Origin of the sequence: Psychrobacillus sp. FSL K6-1415 (assembly GCF_038003185.1) — a bacterium.
Classification (GTDB): Bacteria; Bacillota; Bacilli; order Bacillales_A; family Planococcaceae; genus Psychrobacillus; species Psychrobacillus psychrodurans.
This window is the reverse complement of record NZ_JBBOOQ010000001.1, coordinates 3,303,295-3,322,988: the sequence shown is the minus strand read 5'-3', so window position 1 is coordinate 3,322,988 and position 19,694 is coordinate 3,303,295. Positions and strand designations below refer to the sequence as shown.

General features: G+C 36.3%; 18 protein-coding genes, 1 riboswitch and 1 other annotated feature. Of the genes, 15 read left to right on the top strand and 3 right to left on the bottom strand.

The genetic code is table 11. The features are described 5' to 3' along the window. The first annotated feature begins 109 nt into the window (after positions 1-109). Positions 110-211: riboswitch (purine riboswitch) on the top strand. A gap of 148 nt (positions 212-359) precedes the next feature. The 8 genes from MKY60_RS16110 (at position 360) to MKY60_RS16075 (ending at position 8,986) form a co-directional block, all read left to right on the top strand. Further along, a complete protein-coding gene (locus MKY60_RS16110) occupies positions 360-947 on the top strand; it encodes a xanthine phosphoribosyltransferase (protein WP_340930555.1) in 588 nt (195 codons plus the stop codon). Then, the gene (locus tag MKY60_RS16105) at positions 944-2,218 is read left to right on the top strand and encodes a nucleobase:cation symporter-2 family protein (RefSeq protein WP_340930553.1); all 1,275 of its coding nucleotides are present in this window, start codon (positions 944-946) and stop codon (positions 2,216-2,218) included. The genes MKY60_RS16110 and MKY60_RS16105 overlap by 4 nt, the downstream gene beginning before the upstream one ends. Positions 2,219-2,324: 106 nt before the next feature. Continuing rightward, positions 2,325-3,293 (top strand): UV DNA damage repair endonuclease UvsE, encoded by a 969-nt coding sequence (gene uvsE / locus MKY60_RS16100; RefSeq protein WP_093495103.1) that lies wholly within the window; start codon positions 2,325-2,327, stop codon positions 3,291-3,293. A gap of 107 nt (positions 3,294-3,400) precedes the next feature. Next, complete coding sequence (locus MKY60_RS16095; RefSeq protein WP_093495102.1) at positions 3,401-3,841, top strand: cell wall hydrolase; 441 nt, start codon at positions 3,401-3,403, stop codon at positions 3,839-3,841. A 280-nt stretch (positions 3,842-4,121) separates the two neighbouring features. Further along, on the top strand, positions 4,122-5,399 hold the full coding sequence (locus MKY60_RS16090; protein ID WP_445677991.1) for an MDR family MFS transporter: 1,278 nt from the start codon (positions 4,122-4,124) through the stop codon (positions 5,397-5,399). A gap of 584 nt (positions 5,400-5,983) precedes the next feature. Next, positions 5,984-6,967 (top strand): bifunctional NUDIX hydrolase family protein/GNAT family N-acetyltransferase, encoded by a 984-nt coding sequence (locus MKY60_RS16085; RefSeq protein ID WP_340880366.1) that lies wholly within the window; start codon positions 5,984-5,986, stop codon positions 6,965-6,967. A 191-nt stretch (positions 6,968-7,158) separates the two neighbouring features. Beyond that, positions 7,159-7,509, top strand: coding sequence for a hypothetical protein (locus MKY60_RS16080; RefSeq protein ID WP_090568336.1), 351 nt, complete (start codon positions 7,159-7,161; stop codon positions 7,507-7,509). 490 nt (positions 7,510-7,999) lie between these two features. Continuing rightward, entirely contained in the window at positions 8,000-8,986 is a 987-nt protein-coding gene (locus MKY60_RS16075) for a ketoacyl-ACP synthase III (RefSeq protein ID WP_340880365.1), read from the top strand. 121 nt (positions 8,987-9,107) lie between these two features. Here MKY60_RS16075 and MKY60_RS16070 read toward each other — a convergent pair whose 3' ends face one another. After that, a complete protein-coding gene (locus tag MKY60_RS16070) occupies positions 9,108-10,472 on the bottom strand; it encodes an aspartate kinase (protein ID WP_093495098.1) in 1,365 nt (454 codons plus the stop codon). 378 nt (positions 10,473-10,850) lie between these two features. Then, positions 10,851-11,083: a binding site (T-box leader), on the top strand. Between the two features lie 113 nt (positions 11,084-11,196). On the opposite strand from MKY60_RS16070, the gene serA reads away from it, so the two are divergent. Then, positions 11,197-12,783, top strand: a complete 1,587-nt coding sequence (gene serA / locus MKY60_RS16065) for a phosphoglycerate dehydrogenase (RefSeq protein ID WP_093495097.1) — start codon at positions 11,197-11,199, stop codon at positions 12,781-12,783. A 310-nt stretch (positions 12,784-13,093) separates the two neighbouring features. Here the strand turns inward: serA and MKY60_RS16060 are convergent, their stop codons facing one another. Next, positions 13,094-13,873 carry an HAD family hydrolase gene (locus tag MKY60_RS16060; RefSeq protein WP_340930550.1) on the bottom strand — a complete coding sequence of 260 codons (780 nt, stop codon included), beginning with the start codon at positions 13,871-13,873 and terminating at the stop codon, positions 13,094-13,096. A gap of 60 nt (positions 13,874-13,933) precedes the next feature. After that, positions 13,934-14,542, bottom strand: a complete 609-nt coding sequence (locus MKY60_RS16055; RefSeq protein WP_093495095.1) for a DUF3298 and DUF4163 domain-containing protein — start codon at positions 14,540-14,542, stop codon at positions 13,934-13,936. Positions 14,543-14,599: 57 nt separating this feature from the next. Between MKY60_RS16055 and MKY60_RS16050 the strand changes: the two genes are divergently transcribed. The 6 genes from MKY60_RS16050 (at position 14,600) to MKY60_RS16025 (ending at position 19,508) form a co-directional block, all read left to right on the top strand. Further along, complete coding sequence (locus MKY60_RS16050; RefSeq protein ID WP_340880362.1) at positions 14,600-15,334, top strand: AAA family ATPase; 735 nt, start codon at positions 14,600-14,602, stop codon at positions 15,332-15,334. Continuing rightward, positions 15,335-15,904, top strand: coding sequence for a VanZ family protein (locus MKY60_RS16045; RefSeq protein WP_340930548.1), 570 nt, complete (start codon positions 15,335-15,337; stop codon positions 15,902-15,904). A gap of 55 nt (positions 15,905-15,959) precedes the next feature. Then, entirely contained in the window at positions 15,960-16,118 is a 159-nt protein-coding gene (locus tag MKY60_RS16040) for a Fur-regulated basic protein FbpA (RefSeq protein WP_090568357.1), read from the top strand. A 123-nt stretch (positions 16,119-16,241) separates the two neighbouring features. Then, on the top strand, positions 16,242-17,393 hold the full coding sequence (locus tag MKY60_RS16035) for a DEAD/DEAH box helicase (protein WP_090568361.1): 1,152 nt from the start codon (positions 16,242-16,244) through the stop codon (positions 17,391-17,393). A gap of 2 nt (positions 17,394-17,395) precedes the next feature. Further along, entirely contained in the window at positions 17,396-18,625 is a 1,230-nt protein-coding gene (locus MKY60_RS16030; protein ID WP_340931108.1) for an aminopeptidase, read from the top strand. A 13-nt stretch (positions 18,626-18,638) separates the two neighbouring features. Then, positions 18,639-19,508 (top strand): SGNH/GDSL hydrolase family protein, encoded by an 870-nt coding sequence (locus tag MKY60_RS16025; RefSeq protein ID WP_340930546.1) that lies wholly within the window; start codon positions 18,639-18,641, stop codon positions 19,506-19,508. Positions 19,509-19,694: the final 186 nt, after the last annotated feature.

The window sequence follows — 19,694 nt, the reverse complement described above, 5'->3', positions numbered from 1 at the left end:
GCTACTACAAAATGAATGAGGCCAAAGTTATAGTTTGCGACTGAATTTTATGAATCATTGAACATATTTGAGGGTGATTGTAAATAGGGATAAGCGTGCTATAATGAGAAATATTCAAATAGCAACAACTCGTATAATAGCAGGGATATGGCCTGCAAGTTTCTACCAGCTTACCGTAAACAAGCTGACTATGGGTGGCGATGAAATACTTGGTTTATGGCATTATTGTCATAATCTATTTTATTTCGATTCGACTTTTTTAGCTCGAATGACATTGCTCCACTCCATAACTGAGTGGCTGCAATATCATTCGGGCTTTTTATTTGTCCAAATTAAAACTGGAGAGGGAATGATTAATTATGAAATTACTACAAGATCAAATTATTAAAAACGGTAAAGTTTTATCAGAAAATGTATTAAAAGTAGATACTTTTTTAAATCATCAAATCGATCCTGTATTAATGCAAGCAATAGGTAATGAGTTTGCTGCACGTTATAAAGATTCTGGAATAACTAAAATATTAACGATTGAATCTTCAGGTATTGCACCTTCTATGTTTGCAGGACTTACATTAGGTGTTCCAGTTGTATTTGCAAGAAAACGTAAATCATTAACGCTTTCTGACAATCTATTTACTTCGAAGGTGCACTCTTTTACTAAAGGAGAAACGAATGATATTTCAGTTTCTAAGGATTTTATTAATAATGAAGATACGGTACTAATCATTGATGACTTCTTGGCTAATGGACAAGCTGCATTAGGTCTTTTAGATATTGTAAATCAAGCAAAAGCAGAAACTGCAGGTGTTGGGATAGTTATTGAAAAAGGTTTTCAGCCTGGTGGAAAACTTATTCGTGATAAAGGTATTCGTGTAGATTCACTTGCCAATATTAAATCATTGTCAAACGGTAAAGTTGAGTTTTTTGAGGAGGAAACGATAAGATGAATAGCGCTTTAAAAAACACTGCGCTCGGTATTCAGCATGTCCTTGCCATGTACGCAGGAGCGGTAATTGTACCATTAATCGTTGGGGGAGCAATTGGTCTAACGACAGAACAGCTTACGTATTTAGTAGCTATTGATATATTAATGTGTGGTGTGGCAACCATTTTACAGGTTATGAGTAACCGATTTTTTGGAATAGGGCTCCCTGTAGTATTAGGATGTACATTCACCGCAGTTGGACCAATGATTGCTATAGGTGGGGATTACGGGGTTTCTGCTATTTATGGAGCAATTATTGTTTCTGGTGTAGTTGTTATATTAATAAGTGGATTTTTTGGGAAGCTTGTAAAGTTTTTCCCTCCTGTTGTAACTGGTTCTGTTGTAACTATTATTGGAATTACGTTAATACCCGTTGCTATCAATAATATGGGGGGCGGACAAGGAGCAGAAGACTTTGGTTCCGTTTCTAACATTCTGCTAGCCTTTGGTACCCTTTTATTTATTGTATTGTTATACCGCTTCTCTACAGGTTTTATAAAAGCTATTTCTATTTTAATAGGGATTGTTGGTGGAACAATTGTCGCAACATTTATGGGGAAAGTTGACTTTTCTCCTGTGCGAGATTCAGACTTTTTCCATATGATTCAACCATTCTACTTTGGTACCCCAACTTTTGAAGCTTCACCTATTATTACAATGACTTTAGTAGCGATAGTATCGTTAGTCGAATCGACTGGAGTATACTTTGCACTCGGTGATATGCTTGGGAAGAAAATAGAAAAAGAGGATCTAACAAAAGGCTATCGTGCGGAAGGAATTGCCGTGGTATTAGGTGGTGTTTTCAACTCATTCCCTTATACAACGTTTTCTCAAAACGTAGGGCTTATGCAAATCTCAGGTGTTAAGACGAAAACAGTTATTTATATAACTGGAGCAATGCTTATCGTACTTGGCTTCATCCCTAAGATTGCTTCTCTTACAACAATCATTCCTGAGTCCGTGTTAGGTGGAGCAATGATAGCTATGTTCGGGATGATTGTAGCACAAGGGATAAAAATGCTAAGTAAAGTAGTGTCCGATACTGAGGATAATTCGATGATAATAGCATGTTCAATTGGTATTGGTCTTGGTGTAACAGTGGTTCCTGAATTATTTGCTGAGTTACCAAAGAACATGAAAATTTTGACGAGTAATGGGATTGTAGCAGGAAGCGTGACCGCAATCGTTTTAAATATCGTCTTTAACATGATTCCAAGAAGAAAAATTTCATAACTTTCTAGAGACTACGAGGGAGATAATCCTTTGTAGTTTTTTTATTTAGCTGTGTATAGTGTACTTCCTAGCTATTTTCTCCATACTAATGGAAGAGGTGATAAAAATGACAATTGTACGTCTTGGATATGTTGCGATGAGTATGGAACTAAAAAATGCTTCCCCATCCAAAACAATGACATTCTCTCAATTTCAAAAATACAGAGATCGTGAAGCTGCAATTTCTAAATTAGAACAGATTGCGCTGGCTAATTTAGAAAATACGCATAGACTTCTTAAACATAATATGTTTAGTGAAATTCATTTTTATCGCTTAACTTCTCGGTTAATTCCGTTAGCCAACCATGTAGATCTTCCCGATTGGGATTTTATGATACCGTCGATAAAAGAAAAGCTAAATGAAATAGGTGAGTTTACGAGAAAACATAATATGAGAATTGATTTTCATGCAGACCATTTTGTTATACTGAATTCCTCCAAACCAGAAGTATTAATTAATTCATTAAAAACATTAAATATGCATTATTTGCTGTTAAAGGAAATGCAGATTGATCCTACACATCGCTGTGTTCTTCATATCGGTGGTAACTATAAAGATACAGAAAAATCATTGGAACGTTTTATAAATAATTGGAATGATGTTCATAGCTCCATTCAAAAGATGATCATACTAGAAAACGATGATACTTCTTTTACATTTGAAGATACCCTTTATTTGTGCGAAAAATTAAAAGTTCCGCTTGTTTTTGATTATCATCATCATCTTGCCCATCACCGAAACAAAAATTGGGAAGATAATTGGAGTCGAGCAGTGGCAACTTGGGGTGAATCTCCCCTGCCTATCAAAATGCATATTTCTAGCCCCAAAAATGAAGCTGAATTTCGTCATCATTCGGACTATGTGGATGTGAATATGTTTTTCCACTTTTTAAGAGAAATCAAGGGAACGGTTTCGCAGATTGATTGTATGATTGAGGCAAAAAAGAAGGATGAAGCTTTGTTTTTCTTAATCGACGAGATTAAAAAAAGGAAAGATGTTGAAATGATTGATGGTTCCTCTTTTTATTTAAAGTAATCAAATCCCGTCGAATTAAGGATTTATGAATCTCGAAAATTTTTCTTCGAGGTGGATATAGACACCAATGAAGGCATTTTTTCATACTATACTTTGGGGTGAAAAAAATGCCAAGAATAGCTTACCGAAGTAAAGACGTGGATTTAATGGCTAGGATGATGAGAGCAGAAGCAGAAGCTGAAGGACAGCAAGGAATGTTATATGTTGGAAATGTAATTGTTAATCGTGCTAACGCAGATTGTTTAGACTTTAAAGATGTAAGAACAATCGAAGATGTCATTTTTCAAGTACAAGGAAATAACTATTCTTTTGAAGCTGTTCAAAAGGGGAATTTGTTTTATGAAAGAGCGAGAACTGTTGAAAAAAGATTAGCAAAAAAGGCCCTAGATTATTGGAGAGACCATCCAGCGAAGTTTGCTCTTTGGTATTTTAATCCATATGGTCCATGCCCTCCGACATGGTACGATCAACCTTTTACAGGTCAATTTAAACAACATTGTTTTTATGAACCAGTAGCTGGAACATGTGAAAGTGTTTATAGGGGATAGGGAGCAAGAGCCTTACTACATTGTTTAATGTGGTGAGGTCTTTTTATGGGCTATTGTAATTGGTTTATGGGCTATAATCGAAAAATTATGGGGTATATCGGTATGTCTATGAGCTATAGTCGAAACATAAGGCTATATAAAGAGATTTATGGCCTATATTAGCCATCCGAAAGTAATCAATCATTCTTCAATTAGGTTGAGCTCAATTAAAACAGCTATTTCGTAAAACGAAATAATGTGATAATATAGTTTAATCTATGATACGAGTTGTGAGGAAAAAATGATGAGAATAAGAGATTGGGATCGTAGTTTGAAGGTCCGTTTATTTGGAGAGTTTTTTAGTAATTTAAGCTTTTGGATGGTATTTCCCTTTTTAGCGATTTATTTTGCTGATGAATTTGGTACGAGTATGGCAGGGATACTATTGGTAGCATCGCAAGTATTTTCGGTTGGAGCAAATTTAATCGGAGGATATTGTGCGGATCGGTTTGGTAGAAGAACGATGTTATTTTTCTCTGCAACAGCAGAAGGATTAGCATTTATTTTATTTGCTTTTGCAAATTCGCCTTGGTTCGATTCACCGATGCTCAGCTTTGTGGCCTTTACGATTGCAGGTATGGCTGGTTCCTTGTATCATCCTGCAAGTCAAGCAATTGTCGCAGATGTTGTGCCGGAGAAAGACAGAAGTACAGTATTTTCGGTGTTCTATACGTCTATTAATATTTCAGTAGTTATAGGACCAATAGTAGGAGCAGTATTATTCTTTAATTATCGTTTTGCTCTTCTATTGGTTTCAGGTATTATTTTCTGTATGGTAGGATTGGCTATTAGATTTTTAACTGAAGAGACATTACCGACGGATGTACGAGCACAAATGGCAAGCGGCTCTAATAATTGGATGCAGATTATCGTCAAGCAGGTTAAAGCCTATGGATTAATAGTAAAGGATAAAGTTTTTTTCTTATTTGTCATTGCAGGTATTTTGTTAGCACAAACATATATGCAATTGGATATGCTTATACCAGTTTATATGAAAGAGGCTATCGATAAGCAGGTGCTTGGTAATTTGTTTAATAGAGAATGGGCTGTAACTGGAGAAGGATCGTTCGGTATTCTACTTTCGGAAAACGGATTGTTAGTAGTGTTATTTACAGTGTTTGTCACTAGATGGATGACGAAGTATCCGGAGAAGTGGGTGTTCTTTCTATCCTCGTTCTTATATGCAGTGGCAATGCTGATCTTCCCAATGACAGCGAACTTCTGGGTCTTCCTCATTGCAATGGCAATCTTTACATTAGGCGAATTAGCAACGGTTGGGTTGCAGGAAAGTTTTGTTTCAAAATTAGCACCTGACGATATGCGAGGACAGTATTTTGCAGCGGCAAGTTTGCGCTATACCATTGGTAGGACGATTGCACCTTTAGTATTTCCGCTTGTTACATGGATTGGGTTTACGTGGACATTTGTTATACTAGCAGCTTTAGCATTACTGAGTGGATTCATCTATCTGCTAACGTTTAAAGAATATAATAAACGAAATAAAGGGATGGTATTATAATACAAACTTCAATCAGTAGGAGTGTCATTCCTTTAGGTTTAATAAGGAACTTAGGCAACATCGGGTCGTGAGGTATTGCCTGAGTGATCAATATCTTGTGTTCGGGCTTTAATGAACAGTAGAATGACTACACTATGATTCAGAAGGCACCTAGTGCAGGGTTAAATGCCTGTTGATGCGTTATAAATTGGACAAGGGGTGTTCTCTTAATGAGAACACCCCTTGATTTTGTATAGGTATAACATAACTTTTGAATTTTAAATTTCATCCCGAAAAGCTCGGGGAATAATTTCCATGAAAGAAACACTTTCAATGCCGCGGTAAATTGTTCCACTGGTTGCCTTCTAACCTAAGCAACGTAAACCCTACCTTCTTTTACGTCCTTGCGACCCTGTAGCCGCTCCAGTGTGAATAAGTATTATCAAAAACACATATAGCAGAATGCCAATATCTAAAAACTATGCCGTACCAAATGTTAACTATTGAATTATCTCATACAAAAATATAAATGTCAAATATGGTCAAAAATTAGGGAATAAAATGATATACTATTTTAATCAAAACTGGGTAAAGTGGGTGAAGAAATGGAACAGTGGGATATTGTAAATGGGTTCAGAGAAAAAGTAGGAAAGACATGGATAAGAGGAGATGAAATGAGTGAAGGAGATTTTCATCAGGTAGTACATATTTGGATCATGAATAAAAATGGCCAGTTTCTAATTCAACAGCGACAGCCATGGAAAATAGGATGGCCAAATATGTGGGACTGTTCTGCTGCAGGTTCTGTTTTAATGGGTGAGACTAGTGAAATGGGTGCTATTCGTGAAACTAAAGAAGAATTAGGCATTGAGTTACAAATGGAACATGCAGAGGTGATATTTACTATAAAATTCTCTCGTGGTTTTGATGACCATTGGCTAGTAAAACAAGATATTGATGTGGAAAAATTAAATCTGCAATACGAAGAGGTAGCAGATGCAAAATGGGCAACAGTTGATGAAATACTTGAGCTTGTCGAAAGAGGAGATTTCATCCCATATCATATTTTAAAACCACTGTTTGAGATTAGCAGGTCATCTATTTCTCTAAGGAAGGCTAACTTAACAGATGCTGCGGAGTTATTTGCGATACAAAAAAAAGTTTTTCAACCTGTTTATGAAAAGTATCAGGATCATGACACAAGTCCAGTCTTTCAATCGTTCGAAAGATTTACAGAACGACTAAAAACAGGGGATTACTATAAGATTTATGAAGATGATTTATTGGTAGGAAGTGTTCACGTTTATCCGAAGTCCCCTGGTATTATGCGTTTACATATGATCAATATTTTACAACAGTTTCAAGGGAAAGGGATTGCTCAAGAAGTAATGAATCGATTAGAAAGTATATATCCTGAAGCGGAGAACTGGGAGTTAGATACTATAAAACAGGAACAGAGAAATTGTTATTTATACGAGAAGATTGGCTATATCCAAACTGGGGATGAATGGAAAGTAAATGAGAAAATGACCCTTGTTCATTATAAGAAGTCAATTGGATTTAACCATCTGAAACCAATTTCAACATGAATGGACTTAAAATTTAGCTGTGTAATATTAAATGGGTATTAACAATTTTTGTTATATGACGATACTTATTAGTGGGAAGTTTTTTTGTCTTCCGTGTCTAAAGTAGGTGGAATGTTATAAGTTAAAATACCTATTTAAATGAAGATGAAATTCAACTTTTTCATATTTTAATAAGGAAGTGTTAATAAATTATGGCAGAAGGAACTTACACAATGAAAGTAAATGTCGCGGAAAAGACTGTTGATATGACGGTGAGTGGGACTTTTACACCTGAAAAAGCTAAACAATTTGTTGATGATTATCAGCTTAAGTTATCATCAGTTAATACAAGTGAATTCGTTCTGGAATTTGATTGCAGAGATTTGGACGTAGTAACAAAAGAAATGATACCAGACCTTGAAAATTGTTTAGCACTATATAAATCTTCTGGATTTAAGAAAGTAGAAGTAGGTATTAAGAAAAGTGCTATAATCTCCATGCAATTAAAACGTTTGGCGAGTAATGTAGGGCTAACTCAGTTTGAAGTAGTTCAAAAATATTAATACTTGCAAAAAGGTAGGAAGCTAGTTATAGGATCCTGCCTTTTTTATTTGATATTTACAAGAATCAATTTCATAAAGAATATTATATAGTTAAATCCGAACAAAGATGATTTCCGCTCTAGGAGGACGCTTTCCGCGGGCCCGACTTCAATCTCCTCGTCACTAGGAAAACATATGCTCCTGCGGTTACTCGTCGCAAAGACATTGTCAAACAAAGTTCGACCAATGTCTTTCCTGCGGGGCTTTCAGCTCGCGCAGTTCCCGCTGGAGTCGCCGCCTGCCACTCCAATAAACGGGATCGCTTTTAAAAAAAACGAATAATATATTGCGATATTAAGTATACATTCGTATTTTTTAATGAAACAAGTAATTATGAAATTGACTCATAGCAAAGATTATAACTTTAAAACACGAATAATGATTAAGTTAAGAAAATAAGATTTGTATTTCAGTATAATACTAAAATTAATTAGTGAGGTTTATTACAACTATGACTAACGTTAGAATAAAAGCGGTTGATGTTTACCATGCGAAAAAACAAGTAGATAATGACGTTTACCTTGAACATTTTAAAAAACAAGGAAAAGATATTACAAACTTCTTGAATATTATGGGCAGAAAAAAGCGTTATATCATTAATAATCTTAAAGAAAATACTATTACGATGGCGATTGAAGCGACAAATCAGGTGTTGAAAAAAGCGGGATTAAAAGGTAAGGATATAGATATGATTGTTTTTTCTACACAAGTACCAGAAGTGACTGTTCCAACCAACGCTATGTTCATTCATAATGCTATTCAAGCAAAAAAAGGAACTGTTATTTTTGATATGAACGCAAATTGTGCCGGTATGACGATAGCAGTTGAACAGGCATCACGATATATGAAATCTAATCCACATGTTAATACAGCACTTGTAGTAGGTTCTGATTATCTTTCATTAGTGGCTGATCCAACGGATGCAATGACTTATGCTAACTTTGGGGATGCTTCTTCTGCAATTATTTTAGAAAAAACTGAGAGCGATATAGGATTTGTAGACGCGATGTTTGAAGTGGACTCAAGTAACCGAAATAATATCTTATATCCACAAAAGGGACTATCTCAAACAATTAAAGCAGGTGAAAGTGCAGAATCCATGCTTTGGCTACCATTTGACGGAACAATGTCACTCCCTTATACGTATGAAATGTTTGAATTCATTTTAAAAAGAAATCAACTTAAAATTGATGATGTTGATGTTTTTTGCTTATCTCAATTTGCTAAAGTTAATATGGATGAAATTCAAAAACATTTTGATATACCCGAAGAAAAGGTTATTTATGTAGGAGATAAGTATGGTTATACTGGTACAAGCAGTCCATTTATTGCCCTTCATGAGGGAATCGAATCTGGAAAGATAAAGCGTGGAGACTTAATATTGTTTTGGACAATTGGTGGAGGGCACGAGTTCATTACTATGTTATTTAAATACTAAAGTAAAATGCAGCGGCAAAGATGCCCACTATGAAAAGCCAAAGAACTGAATTTTCACTAGAACTACAATTTGCCAAGAACATAGAAGCAGGCTATCTCTATATAAGAGGTAGCCTGCTTTGTTATCCAACTGTTACTGCAGAGAAAAATTCATTGTAAAGGGCACGCAGTATTTTGTTCTCATTGCTTTCATGAACTCCAAAAGAAAGGCTAACCTCTGAGGAACCTTGGTTAATCATTTCAATATTTGCGCCAGTGTTTGCTATGGCAGATGCAGCACGAGCTGCAAGTCCAGTGCTATTATTCATACCCTCTCCTACAATAACAATCATCGAAAAATGGTGTCGGAAATGTGCATCATCTGCATTAAGTTCATTCAATACACGATTCATAATACGTTCTTCTTTTTCTGCGTCTAATTGATGACTGCGCATGATAACGGAAATGTCGTCTAACCCCGATGGAGTGTGTTCATATGAAATATGCTCCTCTTCTAGAATTTGGAGCAACTTACGACCAAAGCCGATTTCTCGGTTCATCAAATATTTACTTACATATAAAATAGAAAATCCGTTATCAGCAGAAATCCCAGTTACAGGGCGCTTGTTAGCTTTACGTTTAGCTACTATCTTCGTACCGGGAGCTGATGGGTTATTTGTATTTTTAATACATACTGGAATTCCACTTTTGTATACCGGCATTAGGGCTTCATCATGGAAAACGGAGAAGCCTGCGTAAGAAAGTTCGCGCATTTCTCGGTAAGTTATTTCTTCGATTTCGGCAGGATGGTTTACTACTTTAGGATTAGCACAAAATACAGAATCGACATCAGTGAAGTTTTCATATAAATCCGCTTTGACCGCAGCAGCAAGGATAGAACCAGTGATGTCAGACCCTCCACGATCGAAAGTGCGTAGAATTCCGTTTGGTGTAAATCCAAAAAAACCTGGGAATACAACAACACCAGAAAGGTTGTTTAATGCATGTAGATTATCATATGCCAAAGGTAGAGCTTGAGCTCGTTCAGGAAAATCGTTTACAACTAATCCAGCAGTCTTCGGATTAACATATTGAGAGTCAAGTCCAATGCTAGTGAAATAAGTAGAAATTAGCTTTGCATTGTTGTCTTCTCCACTTGCTTTAATATTGTCTATAAATAATTCAAGAACGCTTTGGTCCTCTCTGATACGTGCTCGTAAGTCTTCCTCAATGACGTCACAAATGGTCTCATCTAGCGCTAGCCCCTGTGCAATTTCTTTATAACGATTCACTACTTGGCAGAGTTTTTCTTCTACTTCTTCATTATGTATTGCGGCAACGGCTAATTCTATTAGTAAGTCTGTTACTTTTTTATCAGCATCGTAGCGTTTACCAGGCGCAGACACAACAACGAATTTTCGAGATGGATCTGCTTTAACAATTGCTGCCACTTTTTTTATTTGGGCTGCGCTTGCTACAGACGTTCCGCCAAATTTGCTTACTTTCATCTAATCAAATCCTTACTTTTTTATTATATTTGTACTTATGGAATAAACAAATGGTTTTTTACAGTGTACAAATTATATCGTTAGAGGTCAATAACATTGTAGTTATTTCTTTAATTTTATTTTTTCAATACGAACTTTAAATTGAAATTTAATATTAGTGTTCGTACTTGGCGGTATAATTAGTATATTAAAATTAGTTTCATTGTTTTTATTATTAGAACACGAATTATAAAAATATAAAATATTTTTTTGAATGAGTGAAAATGCATAAAATCAATGTTTTTGGAATGTAAAAGAAAATGGTAGCGTTTACAAATTTTTTAACTATATTGACAATTCAATTGATGGTAAGTATGATGGTTTTAATTCAATAAAGCGTAAACAATATTGACGGAGATAGACTGTACTTGTTGAGATCTTAAGAGAGCTGATGGTTGGTGTAAATCAGTGGTTTCGTTTGTAGGGTAGCACTCTAGAATTGGTGGACTGAAACAGAGGATTTAGGTTCATCCGTAAATGCGCGTTAAGCATACTAATTGAGAATCTGCGAGATGATTGCAGTAAAATTTGGGTGGTACCGCGTGAGTTATTATAAGCTCTTCGCCCCTTACATAATTGTAGGGAGTGGAGGGCTTTTTTATGTTTTCAAAATAAGGGGGAGAATCATAATTTGTCTGAGGTAAGTATTCGTACAAAAATATTGTAGTAAAAGGAGCAGATTAATATGACATTCAATATTCTAATCAGTGATCCACTAAGCGAAGATGGTATTTTTCCTTTAAGAGAAGCAGAAGGATTTAATATTGTTGTAGATACCGCCCTAACTCCAGAACAACTAGGTGAAAAAATTGGTGAGTTTGATGCATTACTAGTTCGTAGCCAAACCCAGGTTACTCGTGAAATTATTGAAAAAGGATCTAACCTAAAAATTATTGGTCGTGCTGGAGTTGGAGTGGATAACATCGATTTAACAGCTGCAACAGAGCGCGGTATCATCGTAGTTAATGCACCTGATGGAAATACAAATTCAGCAGCAGAGCATTCTATCGCTATGCTTATGTCACTTGCACGTAATATCCCACAAGCTTTCCATTCTTTGAAAAACAAAAAATGGGATCGTAAAACATTTATCGGTGTAGAAGTGAAGAACAAAACTCTAGGTGTCCTGGGCTTCGGAAGAATCGGACAAGAGGTAGCTTTCCGTGCAAAAGGCCAACGTATGAATGTAATTGCATATGATCCATTCCTAACTGCTGAAAAAGCAGAAAAATTAGGTGTTCAATTTGGATCTGTAGAGGATGTCATTAAAGCTGCAGATTTTATAACAGTTCATACACCACTATTAAAGGAAACTCGTCATTTAATTAATAAAGAAGCTTTTGAAAAAATGAAAGATGGTGTGCAAATTATTAACTGTGCACGTGGTGGGATTATCGATGAGGATGCTTTATACGATGCAATCGTGGCGGGTAAGGTTGCAGGAGCAGCACTAGATGTATTTGAGGAAGAGCCATTTGTAGAACATAAACTTTTAACGCTTCCACAGGTCATTGCAACACCTCATTTAGGTGCTAGTACGGTAGAAGCACAGGAGATTGTGGCAATCGATGTATCCTATGACGTAGTAAGCTTCCTACAAAATGGGACAGTGAAAAATCCTGTTAACCTTTCTTCTGTACCAAAAGATGTCCTAGCTAAAATTGAGCCATTCTTCAATCTAGGTGAACAATTAGGTTCCTTCCTAAGCGATCTTGCAGAAGGAGTGCCAGAGGAGGTTAATATTACTTATTCGGGAGAATTGGCAAATTTAGATACTCGCCCATTATCACGTAATGCTATAAAAGGACTATTAAAAAGCAAATTAGGCGAATCAGTTAATGATGTAAACGCGAAATTCCTTGCAGACCGTTTGGGTATAACTATAAACGAATTAAAAACTTCAAAGTCAAAAGGATTTACAAGCTTAATCACGGTTGAAGTGAGAACGGCAACTGGAACGAGAAAAGTTGCAGGAACATTGTTAAACGGTCTAGGTGGTCGGATCGTACGTGTAGATGACTTTATCGTAGATGTAATTCCATCTGGTTACTTATTGTTCATCCGCCATAAAGACCAACCGGGTGCTATTGGTCGCGTAGGAACATTGCTTGCTTCGGAAGGTATCAATATCGCAGCGATGCAAGTGGGTCGTTCTGAAGTAGGTGGGGATGCGATTATGATGATTTCTATTGATAAGCATGTAGAAAAGTCTGGCATTGAACAGCTTAAAGGATTGGAAGACATCTTTGATGCAACACCTATTGATCTATAGGTGAACAGAGTGTCTTAGGTTGTTTTTTATACGATGATAAACATTAAAAAAATCTGACTCTCGGACAAGTGATTGTCTTGGAGTCAGTTTTTTTATGCTTTGTGATTTCCGTTTCATGAGGACGTTTTCCGCGGGCGAGGCCGAGCTTCCTCGTACGCTACCACCTGTGGGGTCTCGACTTTCTCGCTTATCCCGCTGGAGTCGCCACATTCCACTTCCATCAATAAGTGTGTAGTCTTCCCTACAATCAAAGACAAATCTATGGATCAGTTCTTAAAGGACTGGGCGTCTTTGTGCCTGGTTTTTCTTGTTATGCGAGCAGCGTCAATAGTTCGTGTAAATTCTCAATTGTATATGTAGGCTTTACTTCTTCACTGATAGGTTTTCCTTCGCGGTTGATCCAAACGGATTGCATACCCACCTTAGAGGAACCTAATATGTCGGTCATTAGATTATCACCGACCATCAATACTTCATCTGCCGTTAATCCAGTAATTTCTAATGCATGTTCAAAAATGGCTGGATCAGGCTTCCCTTTACCGAATGCTCCAGAGATGAGTATATGGTCAAAATAGGGAGATATTTCCGGTGTGATTTCCAATTTGATATTTTGTAAGCTAGGTGAGCCGTTTGTCATTAATAATAATACATATTTGCCTTTCAACTGGTCTAAAACTTCATAGGTATCTTCATATACAAATGGGCTTTCTTTGCGCATTTTTGGGAAATATTCTGCTAGCTCTTTGCCTAAATCTTCATTTTCAATCCCCAGCTTTTCTAATCCCGAGGTCCACGCTAATTGTTGATAAGCGGGTATGGTGGATTTCATTTTGTGGAAATCCTCTGAAGGGTCGTCAAATGTTCCCCATAGTCCTTCGAAAGGGTTAATACCGATCATTTGAGTGAATGGTCTTGTTTCATATGTATCGTACAATGCGCTTGCTTCTGCACGAACGGATTGTTCTAAAGCAAGTGGATCGACATTAACCTGTGTAGCAGCATAAGAACATGTTTTTTGAAATGCGACGGATACACTTTTGTTATCCCATAGTAAAGTATCATCTAAGTCAAAGAAAATTGCTTTTTTCATTATCTGAATCCTCCAGCACGTATTTGATTATTACTTTACCGTACTAAAGAGGGGTTGTCACTAGAACGGAATCATTTTTTCTAGAATTCCACCTTCCCGTATAATTCCTTCTATATCTTTGATGGTAATTGGAAAGTAGGGGAAGCCGTATACGTATGGAGTCCATTCATACACTTGAAAATAAATGACAAGGGAGTGATCAGCGATGTAAAAGTCTTGGTCACTACGTATTTGTGTAAAATCCTCTAAGAGGGGCACATCCCACTCTACCATTTTCTTTTCAATCATTTCAGAGAGAACTTTCACATAATTGCTATCCGGCTTAAACAGGTCGTTAAGTACATACTGTTTGCCAGTCTTGACATCGAAGGTGAGAGATTTGGTAATTGTAAGACCGTGTGCACCTCCTGTAAATGAATAGACAGTCAAACTTAAGCTCAGAACTCCTCGCTCATTTGTTTTAATCTCATAGGTGCCGACCATTTCTACTAAATGTTCACTGTAAAATCCTTGTTCTATTAAAAGCTTGTTTAGTGCATGAATAATATCTGCATTTATCTTTTTTTCTACTGCTGGATGAGGTAAGTTAGTTACAATAGGATAATAAACGTTAATACTTGGTGAACTTTTCTTAATATATTTCGTTTCTATACGAACAGGTAGATCCAAGGCAAACAACCTTTCTTAAGAAGTAATAATTAATGATATGAGTGGGAGAGTAATCATATGTTTTTAAATAGAGTATCCCTTTTCAAAGAGCCACAAGTGGAAAGTCAATATCCTTTCACAATTCCAGCTATTAGTAACTTTGAAAAACTAGAGTTAACCTCTCCTGTAACTTTTTTTGTGGGAGAGAATGGGACTGGAAAGTCCACTTTATTAGAGGGAATTGCAGATAAATGTGAATTTAATACCGCTGGAGGTAGCCGCAATAATTTATATGATGTGGACGCTGCAGAAAGTGCACTTGGGAAATACCTTAGACTTTCCTGGATGCCAAAAGTTACGAATGGTTTCTTTTTAAGAGCAGAATCCTTTTATCAATTTGCTTCACATATTGACCAACTGGAAAGAGACAATCCTGGTCGGGGTGTCCTTGATAGCTATGGTGGTAACTCTCTTCATGAGCAATCACATGGAGAATCTTTTCTATCTTTGTTTCTAAATCGCTTTAATGGACAAGCTATCTACCTTTTAGACGAGCCTGAAGCAGCATTATCACCGCAGAGGCAATTGGCATTTTTACGTATAATGCATGATTTGATCAAAGAAAATAATTGTCAATTTATCATTGCTACTCATTCACCAATAATATTAGGCTACCCAGAAGCGACAATCCTAAGCTTTGATGACGATGAAATTGAGGAAATCGACTATGAAATGACAGGTCATTATCAAATTACAAAATATTTTTTAGACAATAGGGAAAAATTTTTAGAAGAGTTATTTGAAGGTGAGTAGATGTATGTAATCATAAATTATATAGATGATATGTTGTTTTTTATAGGGATCGCATTTCCATTGATCGTCATTTGGCGACTGTTTCGTTGGAAAAAGAGAGGGTTCCAGCTAAAAGAGTTTTTACATGAGCTTGGCATTTTAGTTTTTTTCTCTGTGCTTGTTGGTTTATTTTCTCAAACAATAATACCAAAAATAGGTGAGGTGCCTGCCTATACAACTGGGGTCAATTTGGAGTTGTTTCGTGTTGTGAAAGAAACGTATAATGCGATTGTATACCTAGGATTTTGGCAGCCTTTTTATATTAACTTTCTTGGTAATATAATTCTTTTTATACCTATTGGATTTCTCTTACCTCTACTCTTTAATAAAATGGAGTTTTTCATTTTTCCTATATTGGCAGGTCTATGCATATCTTTATTTATTGAAATAATGCAGGTTCCTCAAAGCAGGAGCAGTGACGTTGACGACTTATGGTTAAATACGCTCGGTGCTTTTCTTGGCTATCTATGCTATTTCTTTATTCGCAAAGCTTTCCCATCATTTACAAAGGCTTTTAAAAAAAGTTTATGAAAGCTAAGAATGGGTAAATAGATAATTGTAATAACATTGTAAGGAGACATTCGGTATGATGAAAATTAGAGAATCAAAAACAGAGCAAAAACGGGATGAAATTATTGAAGAGTTTGTAAACAAAGGTATATTTAAAATTGATGGAAGACAACTATATGAGTTAAATTTTTATGAATTAATGAAAGAACATACAACTGAAGATGAAAGAAGATAAGTGCCTTTTTTAAAGGGCACTTTTTTTGAGAAAAAAAGTAAGTCCAATGTATTATCTATAAACAATAGTCGATATAAAAAATATGGTACACTTGACTTAAATACGGATAAGGTGGAAACAAAATTGACTTTTATAACTAATTTAAACGAGACATTACAGAAAAAATGGCAGGATGCAAATTTTACATCTCCAATGCCTATACAATCTAAACTAATTCCACATTTCTTGGACGGCTCTGACGTAGTTGCAGAATCACCAACAGGAACTGGGAAAACACTAGCTTATGTGCTTCCAATCTTGCAGAAAGTTGATCCTGCCAAGAAACAAATACAAGCAATGGTAATCATTCCTTCTCAAGAACTTGGTATGCAAATTGTGGAGGTATTCCGTGAATGGGTTAAAGATACTAATATCTCAGTTGCTCAATTAATTGGAGGAGCAAATATTAATAGACAGATTGATGTTCTTAAAAAGAAGCCGACAATTGTTGTCGGAACTCCTGGCAGATTACAAGAGCTAGTAAAAACTAAAAAACTAAAAATGCATGAAATAAACATCGTTGTTTTAGACGAAGGGGACCAACTTTTAAGTAGAGAGCATCGTACAACTGTTAAAAGCTTAGTCGATGCAACAGTTGAAAGTCAGCTGATTGTGACTTCTGCAACTATTACGGAAGAAATAGAATTAGTTGCAGAACGTATGATGAAGAATCCAGTTCGCATTCAAGTATCCGCAGAGGACATTCCTTCGCAAGGTGAAGTTGTCCACAGCTTCGTGAAGACTGAACCTCGCGATAAAACCGAGTTACTGCGCAAGATTTCTTATTTAAAAGGGATGCGTGGCCTTGCATTTGTAAATAGTCTAGATCAGCTTTTAATGAAAGACGCTAAACTTGCATACAGAGATGCACCGATTGTGTCTCTTCATTCAGAAATGAAAAAGGATGAACGAAAGAAAGCATTGGATGATTTTAAAAGCGGTAAGGTGAGTTTACTAATCGCTACTGATGTGGCAGCAAGAGGCTTAGATATTTCTGGTCTAACACATGTTATTCATGTAGATGTACCACATTCAGTTGAACAGTATTTACATCGTTCAGGGCGCACTGGTCGTGCGGGGGCTGATGGCGAGGTTATGACATTGTTAACTTATGCCGATGAAAAGACTTTTAAAAAGTGGACAAAAGAGCTTCCTAAAAAACCAGTTCAAAAAGTATGGTACCGTGGTGAATTAATCGAAGGATCGTCTAAAACTATTAGTCAAAAGGGGAAATAATGATGGATTTTCAACAAAAGCTTGAAGAGTATGCAGAATTAGTAGTAAAGGTTGGTCTGAATATACAGCCAAACCAACCACTACTTATAAATACGACTACGGACACAATCGATTTTACACGATTAATAGTGAAAAAAGCATATGAGGCTGGCGCGAAAAGAGTTGACGTAAACTATACAGATGAAGTAAATGCACGTGCATTTTATGATTATGCACCTGATGAAGCGTTCAATGAATTTCCTAAATGGGCTGCTATGCAACGTGATGAACTAATCGAAAATAAAGGTGCATTATTATGGATTGATGCAGATAACCCAGACTTATTAGAAGGTGTTTCGATTGACCGTATATCTAACTTTCAAAAGGCAAGTGGCAAAGCGTTAGAGAATTATCGAAAAGCAGTGATGAATGATGTTATTACATGGTCTATCGTTGCAATGCCTTCAGAAAAATGGGCTGCAAAGGTATATCCAAACCTAAAGCTGGAGGAACAAATGCAAGCACTTTGGGAGTTAATATTCCAGGTAGTACGCATCGGAGAAGGAACAGCAGTTCAAAAGTGGAAAGAACATATTGATAACCTTGAAAGTAGAGCAACTCTACTAAATGATAAGCGCTTTAAAAAGCTGCACTATAAAGCAGAAGGAACAGATATTCAAGTTGAACTTCCGAAAGAACATATTTGGATGTCAGGAGCAAGTAAAAATGGTCAAAACGTTCCGTTCATTGCTAATATGCCAACAGAAGAAGTATATACTGCACCACTTAAAACAGGAGTAAATGGCTATGTGAAAAATACAAAGCCTTTCGTCTATCAGGGAAATGTAATAGATGATTTTACTCTAACTTTTGAAAATGGAAAGATTACTTCTATAAAAGCTGCAACTGGTGAGAAGCTATTACAAGAGCTTATTGGAACAGATGATGGAGCGAAGTATTTAGGAGAAATAGCTTTAGTGCCACATAAATCACCTATTTCCGCTTCAAATGTATTATTCTTTAATACATTATTTGATGAAAATGCCTCTAACCATTTTGCTATAGGGGAAGCATATCCTACATGTGTTGAGGGTGCTCGTGGTTTAACTCAAAGTGAATTAGAACAAATAGGTATTAACACATCCATTGTACATGAAGACTTTATGATAGGTAGCGGGGACATGGACATTATGGGAGAACTAGCAGATGGAACAATGGAGCCTATATTCATAAAAGGTGCATGGGCTTTTTAAGGAGTTGGTCAGCTTGAAAAAATGGGTCTGTACTTTAATTATTCTAGTTGTTTCATTTGGAACTATCACAGTAGATGCCAAGGGCTCCGAAGTTTATATTGCGATTGGAGATTCCCTAGCAGCAGGACAAACACCGAATCGAGCTATAGATACCGGCTATACAGATTTAATAGCACAGAAGCTAACTAGGACTGGTCAACTTGCATTTTATTCAAAAGCGTTGGCATTCCCAGGTTATACAACTGCAGATGTGCTTACTAAGGTTCAAACGGACGAAGCAAAGGAAACGTTGAAAAACGCTACATTAGTCACAATATCAGCGGGAGCCAATGACTTACTGCAAATGGTGCAAGTGAATTCATCAAGTGGTTCTATTGCTTATCAGCAACTCCATGCTGATTTTGCATTAAATAATGTTCGAAAAAATATAGGGCAGATTATTAAAGAGGTACAGGCAATCGCGCCAAAAGCCAAAATTTATGTAATGGGTTATTATTTTGCCTATCCTCATGTGAGAGCATCTCAAAAGGAAGGTATAAAAAAAGAGCTAGACCGATTGCATACAATTTTAAAAAAAGAGTCTGAGGTCAATGGTGCGACATATGTGTCTGTGGAAGAACCATTCGGTGTAAATGCTACTAAGTTATTACCAAATCCCGCAGACGTCCATCCAACGATGGAAGGATACCGTATAATGGCAAATGCATTCTTTTCGCAATACAACAATGGATTAGTAGTTACACATAACGAGTTGCCAACACCTAATCCGCTTACTTTTGAACAAATTTTGAATGCATCTAGAGAACAAGAGAAATCTCCTGTTTCAAGATCAGTAGAAATGGACCAATACTATTCTTTATCAGAAATGAAGCCATTAATTTAGCATTTTGAATGACTTATGGTATTTGGACCTTACCCAATGTTTTGAATAAGTTGATGAATGTTGTGCAAACCTAAAAAAGCTGTCCTCCAAATCAAAAGAGGACAGCTTTTTAACGTACATTTTTTTTAGATTTTATGACTTTACGTATAATAGGATAAACAATTGGTGCCAATTTAATTGCTGTTT

What these genes read in the sequence shown, in the direction of transcription:
- MKY60_RS16110 (WP_340930555.1), top strand. Translation starts at nt 360, where the DNA reads ATGAAATTACTACAAGATCAAATTATTAAAAACGGTAAAGTTTTATCA.
- MKY60_RS16105 (WP_340930553.1), top strand. Translation starts at nt 944, where the DNA reads ATGAATAGCGCTTTAAAAAACACTGCGCTCGGTATTCAGCATGTCCTT.
- uvsE (WP_093495103.1), top strand. Translation starts at nt 2,325, where the DNA reads ATGACAATTGTACGTCTTGGATATGTTGCGATGAGTATGGAACTAAAA.
- MKY60_RS16095 (WP_093495102.1), top strand. Translation starts at nt 3,401, where the DNA reads ATGCCAAGAATAGCTTACCGAAGTAAAGACGTGGATTTAATGGCTAGG.
- MKY60_RS16090 (WP_445677991.1), top strand. Translation starts at nt 4,122, where the DNA reads ATGATGAGAATAAGAGATTGGGATCGTAGTTTGAAGGTCCGTTTATTT.
- MKY60_RS16085 (WP_340880366.1), top strand. Translation starts at nt 5,984, where the DNA reads ATGGAACAGTGGGATATTGTAAATGGGTTCAGAGAAAAAGTAGGAAAG.
- MKY60_RS16080 (WP_090568336.1), top strand. Translation starts at nt 7,159, where the DNA reads ATGGCAGAAGGAACTTACACAATGAAAGTAAATGTCGCGGAAAAGACT.
- MKY60_RS16075 (WP_340880365.1), top strand. Translation starts at nt 8,000, where the DNA reads ATGACTAACGTTAGAATAAAAGCGGTTGATGTTTACCATGCGAAAAAA.
- MKY60_RS16070 (WP_093495098.1), bottom strand. Translation starts at nt 10,472, where the DNA reads ATGAAAGTAAGCAAATTTGGCGGAACGTCTGTAGCAAGCGCAGCCCAA.
- serA (WP_093495097.1), top strand. Translation starts at nt 11,197, where the DNA reads ATGACATTCAATATTCTAATCAGTGATCCACTAAGCGAAGATGGTATT.
- MKY60_RS16060 (WP_340930550.1), bottom strand. Translation starts at nt 13,873, where the DNA reads ATGAAAAAAGCAATTTTCTTTGACTTAGATGATACTTTACTATGGGAT.
- MKY60_RS16050 (WP_340880362.1), top strand. Translation starts at nt 14,600, where the DNA reads ATGTTTTTAAATAGAGTATCCCTTTTCAAAGAGCCACAAGTGGAAAGT.
- MKY60_RS16045 (WP_340930548.1), top strand. Translation starts at nt 15,335, where the DNA reads ATGTATGTAATCATAAATTATATAGATGATATGTTGTTTTTTATAGGG.
- MKY60_RS16040 (WP_090568357.1), top strand. Translation starts at nt 15,960, where the DNA reads ATGATGAAAATTAGAGAATCAAAAACAGAGCAAAAACGGGATGAAATT.
- MKY60_RS16030 (WP_340931108.1), top strand. Translation starts at nt 17,396, where the DNA reads ATGGATTTTCAACAAAAGCTTGAAGAGTATGCAGAATTAGTAGTAAAG.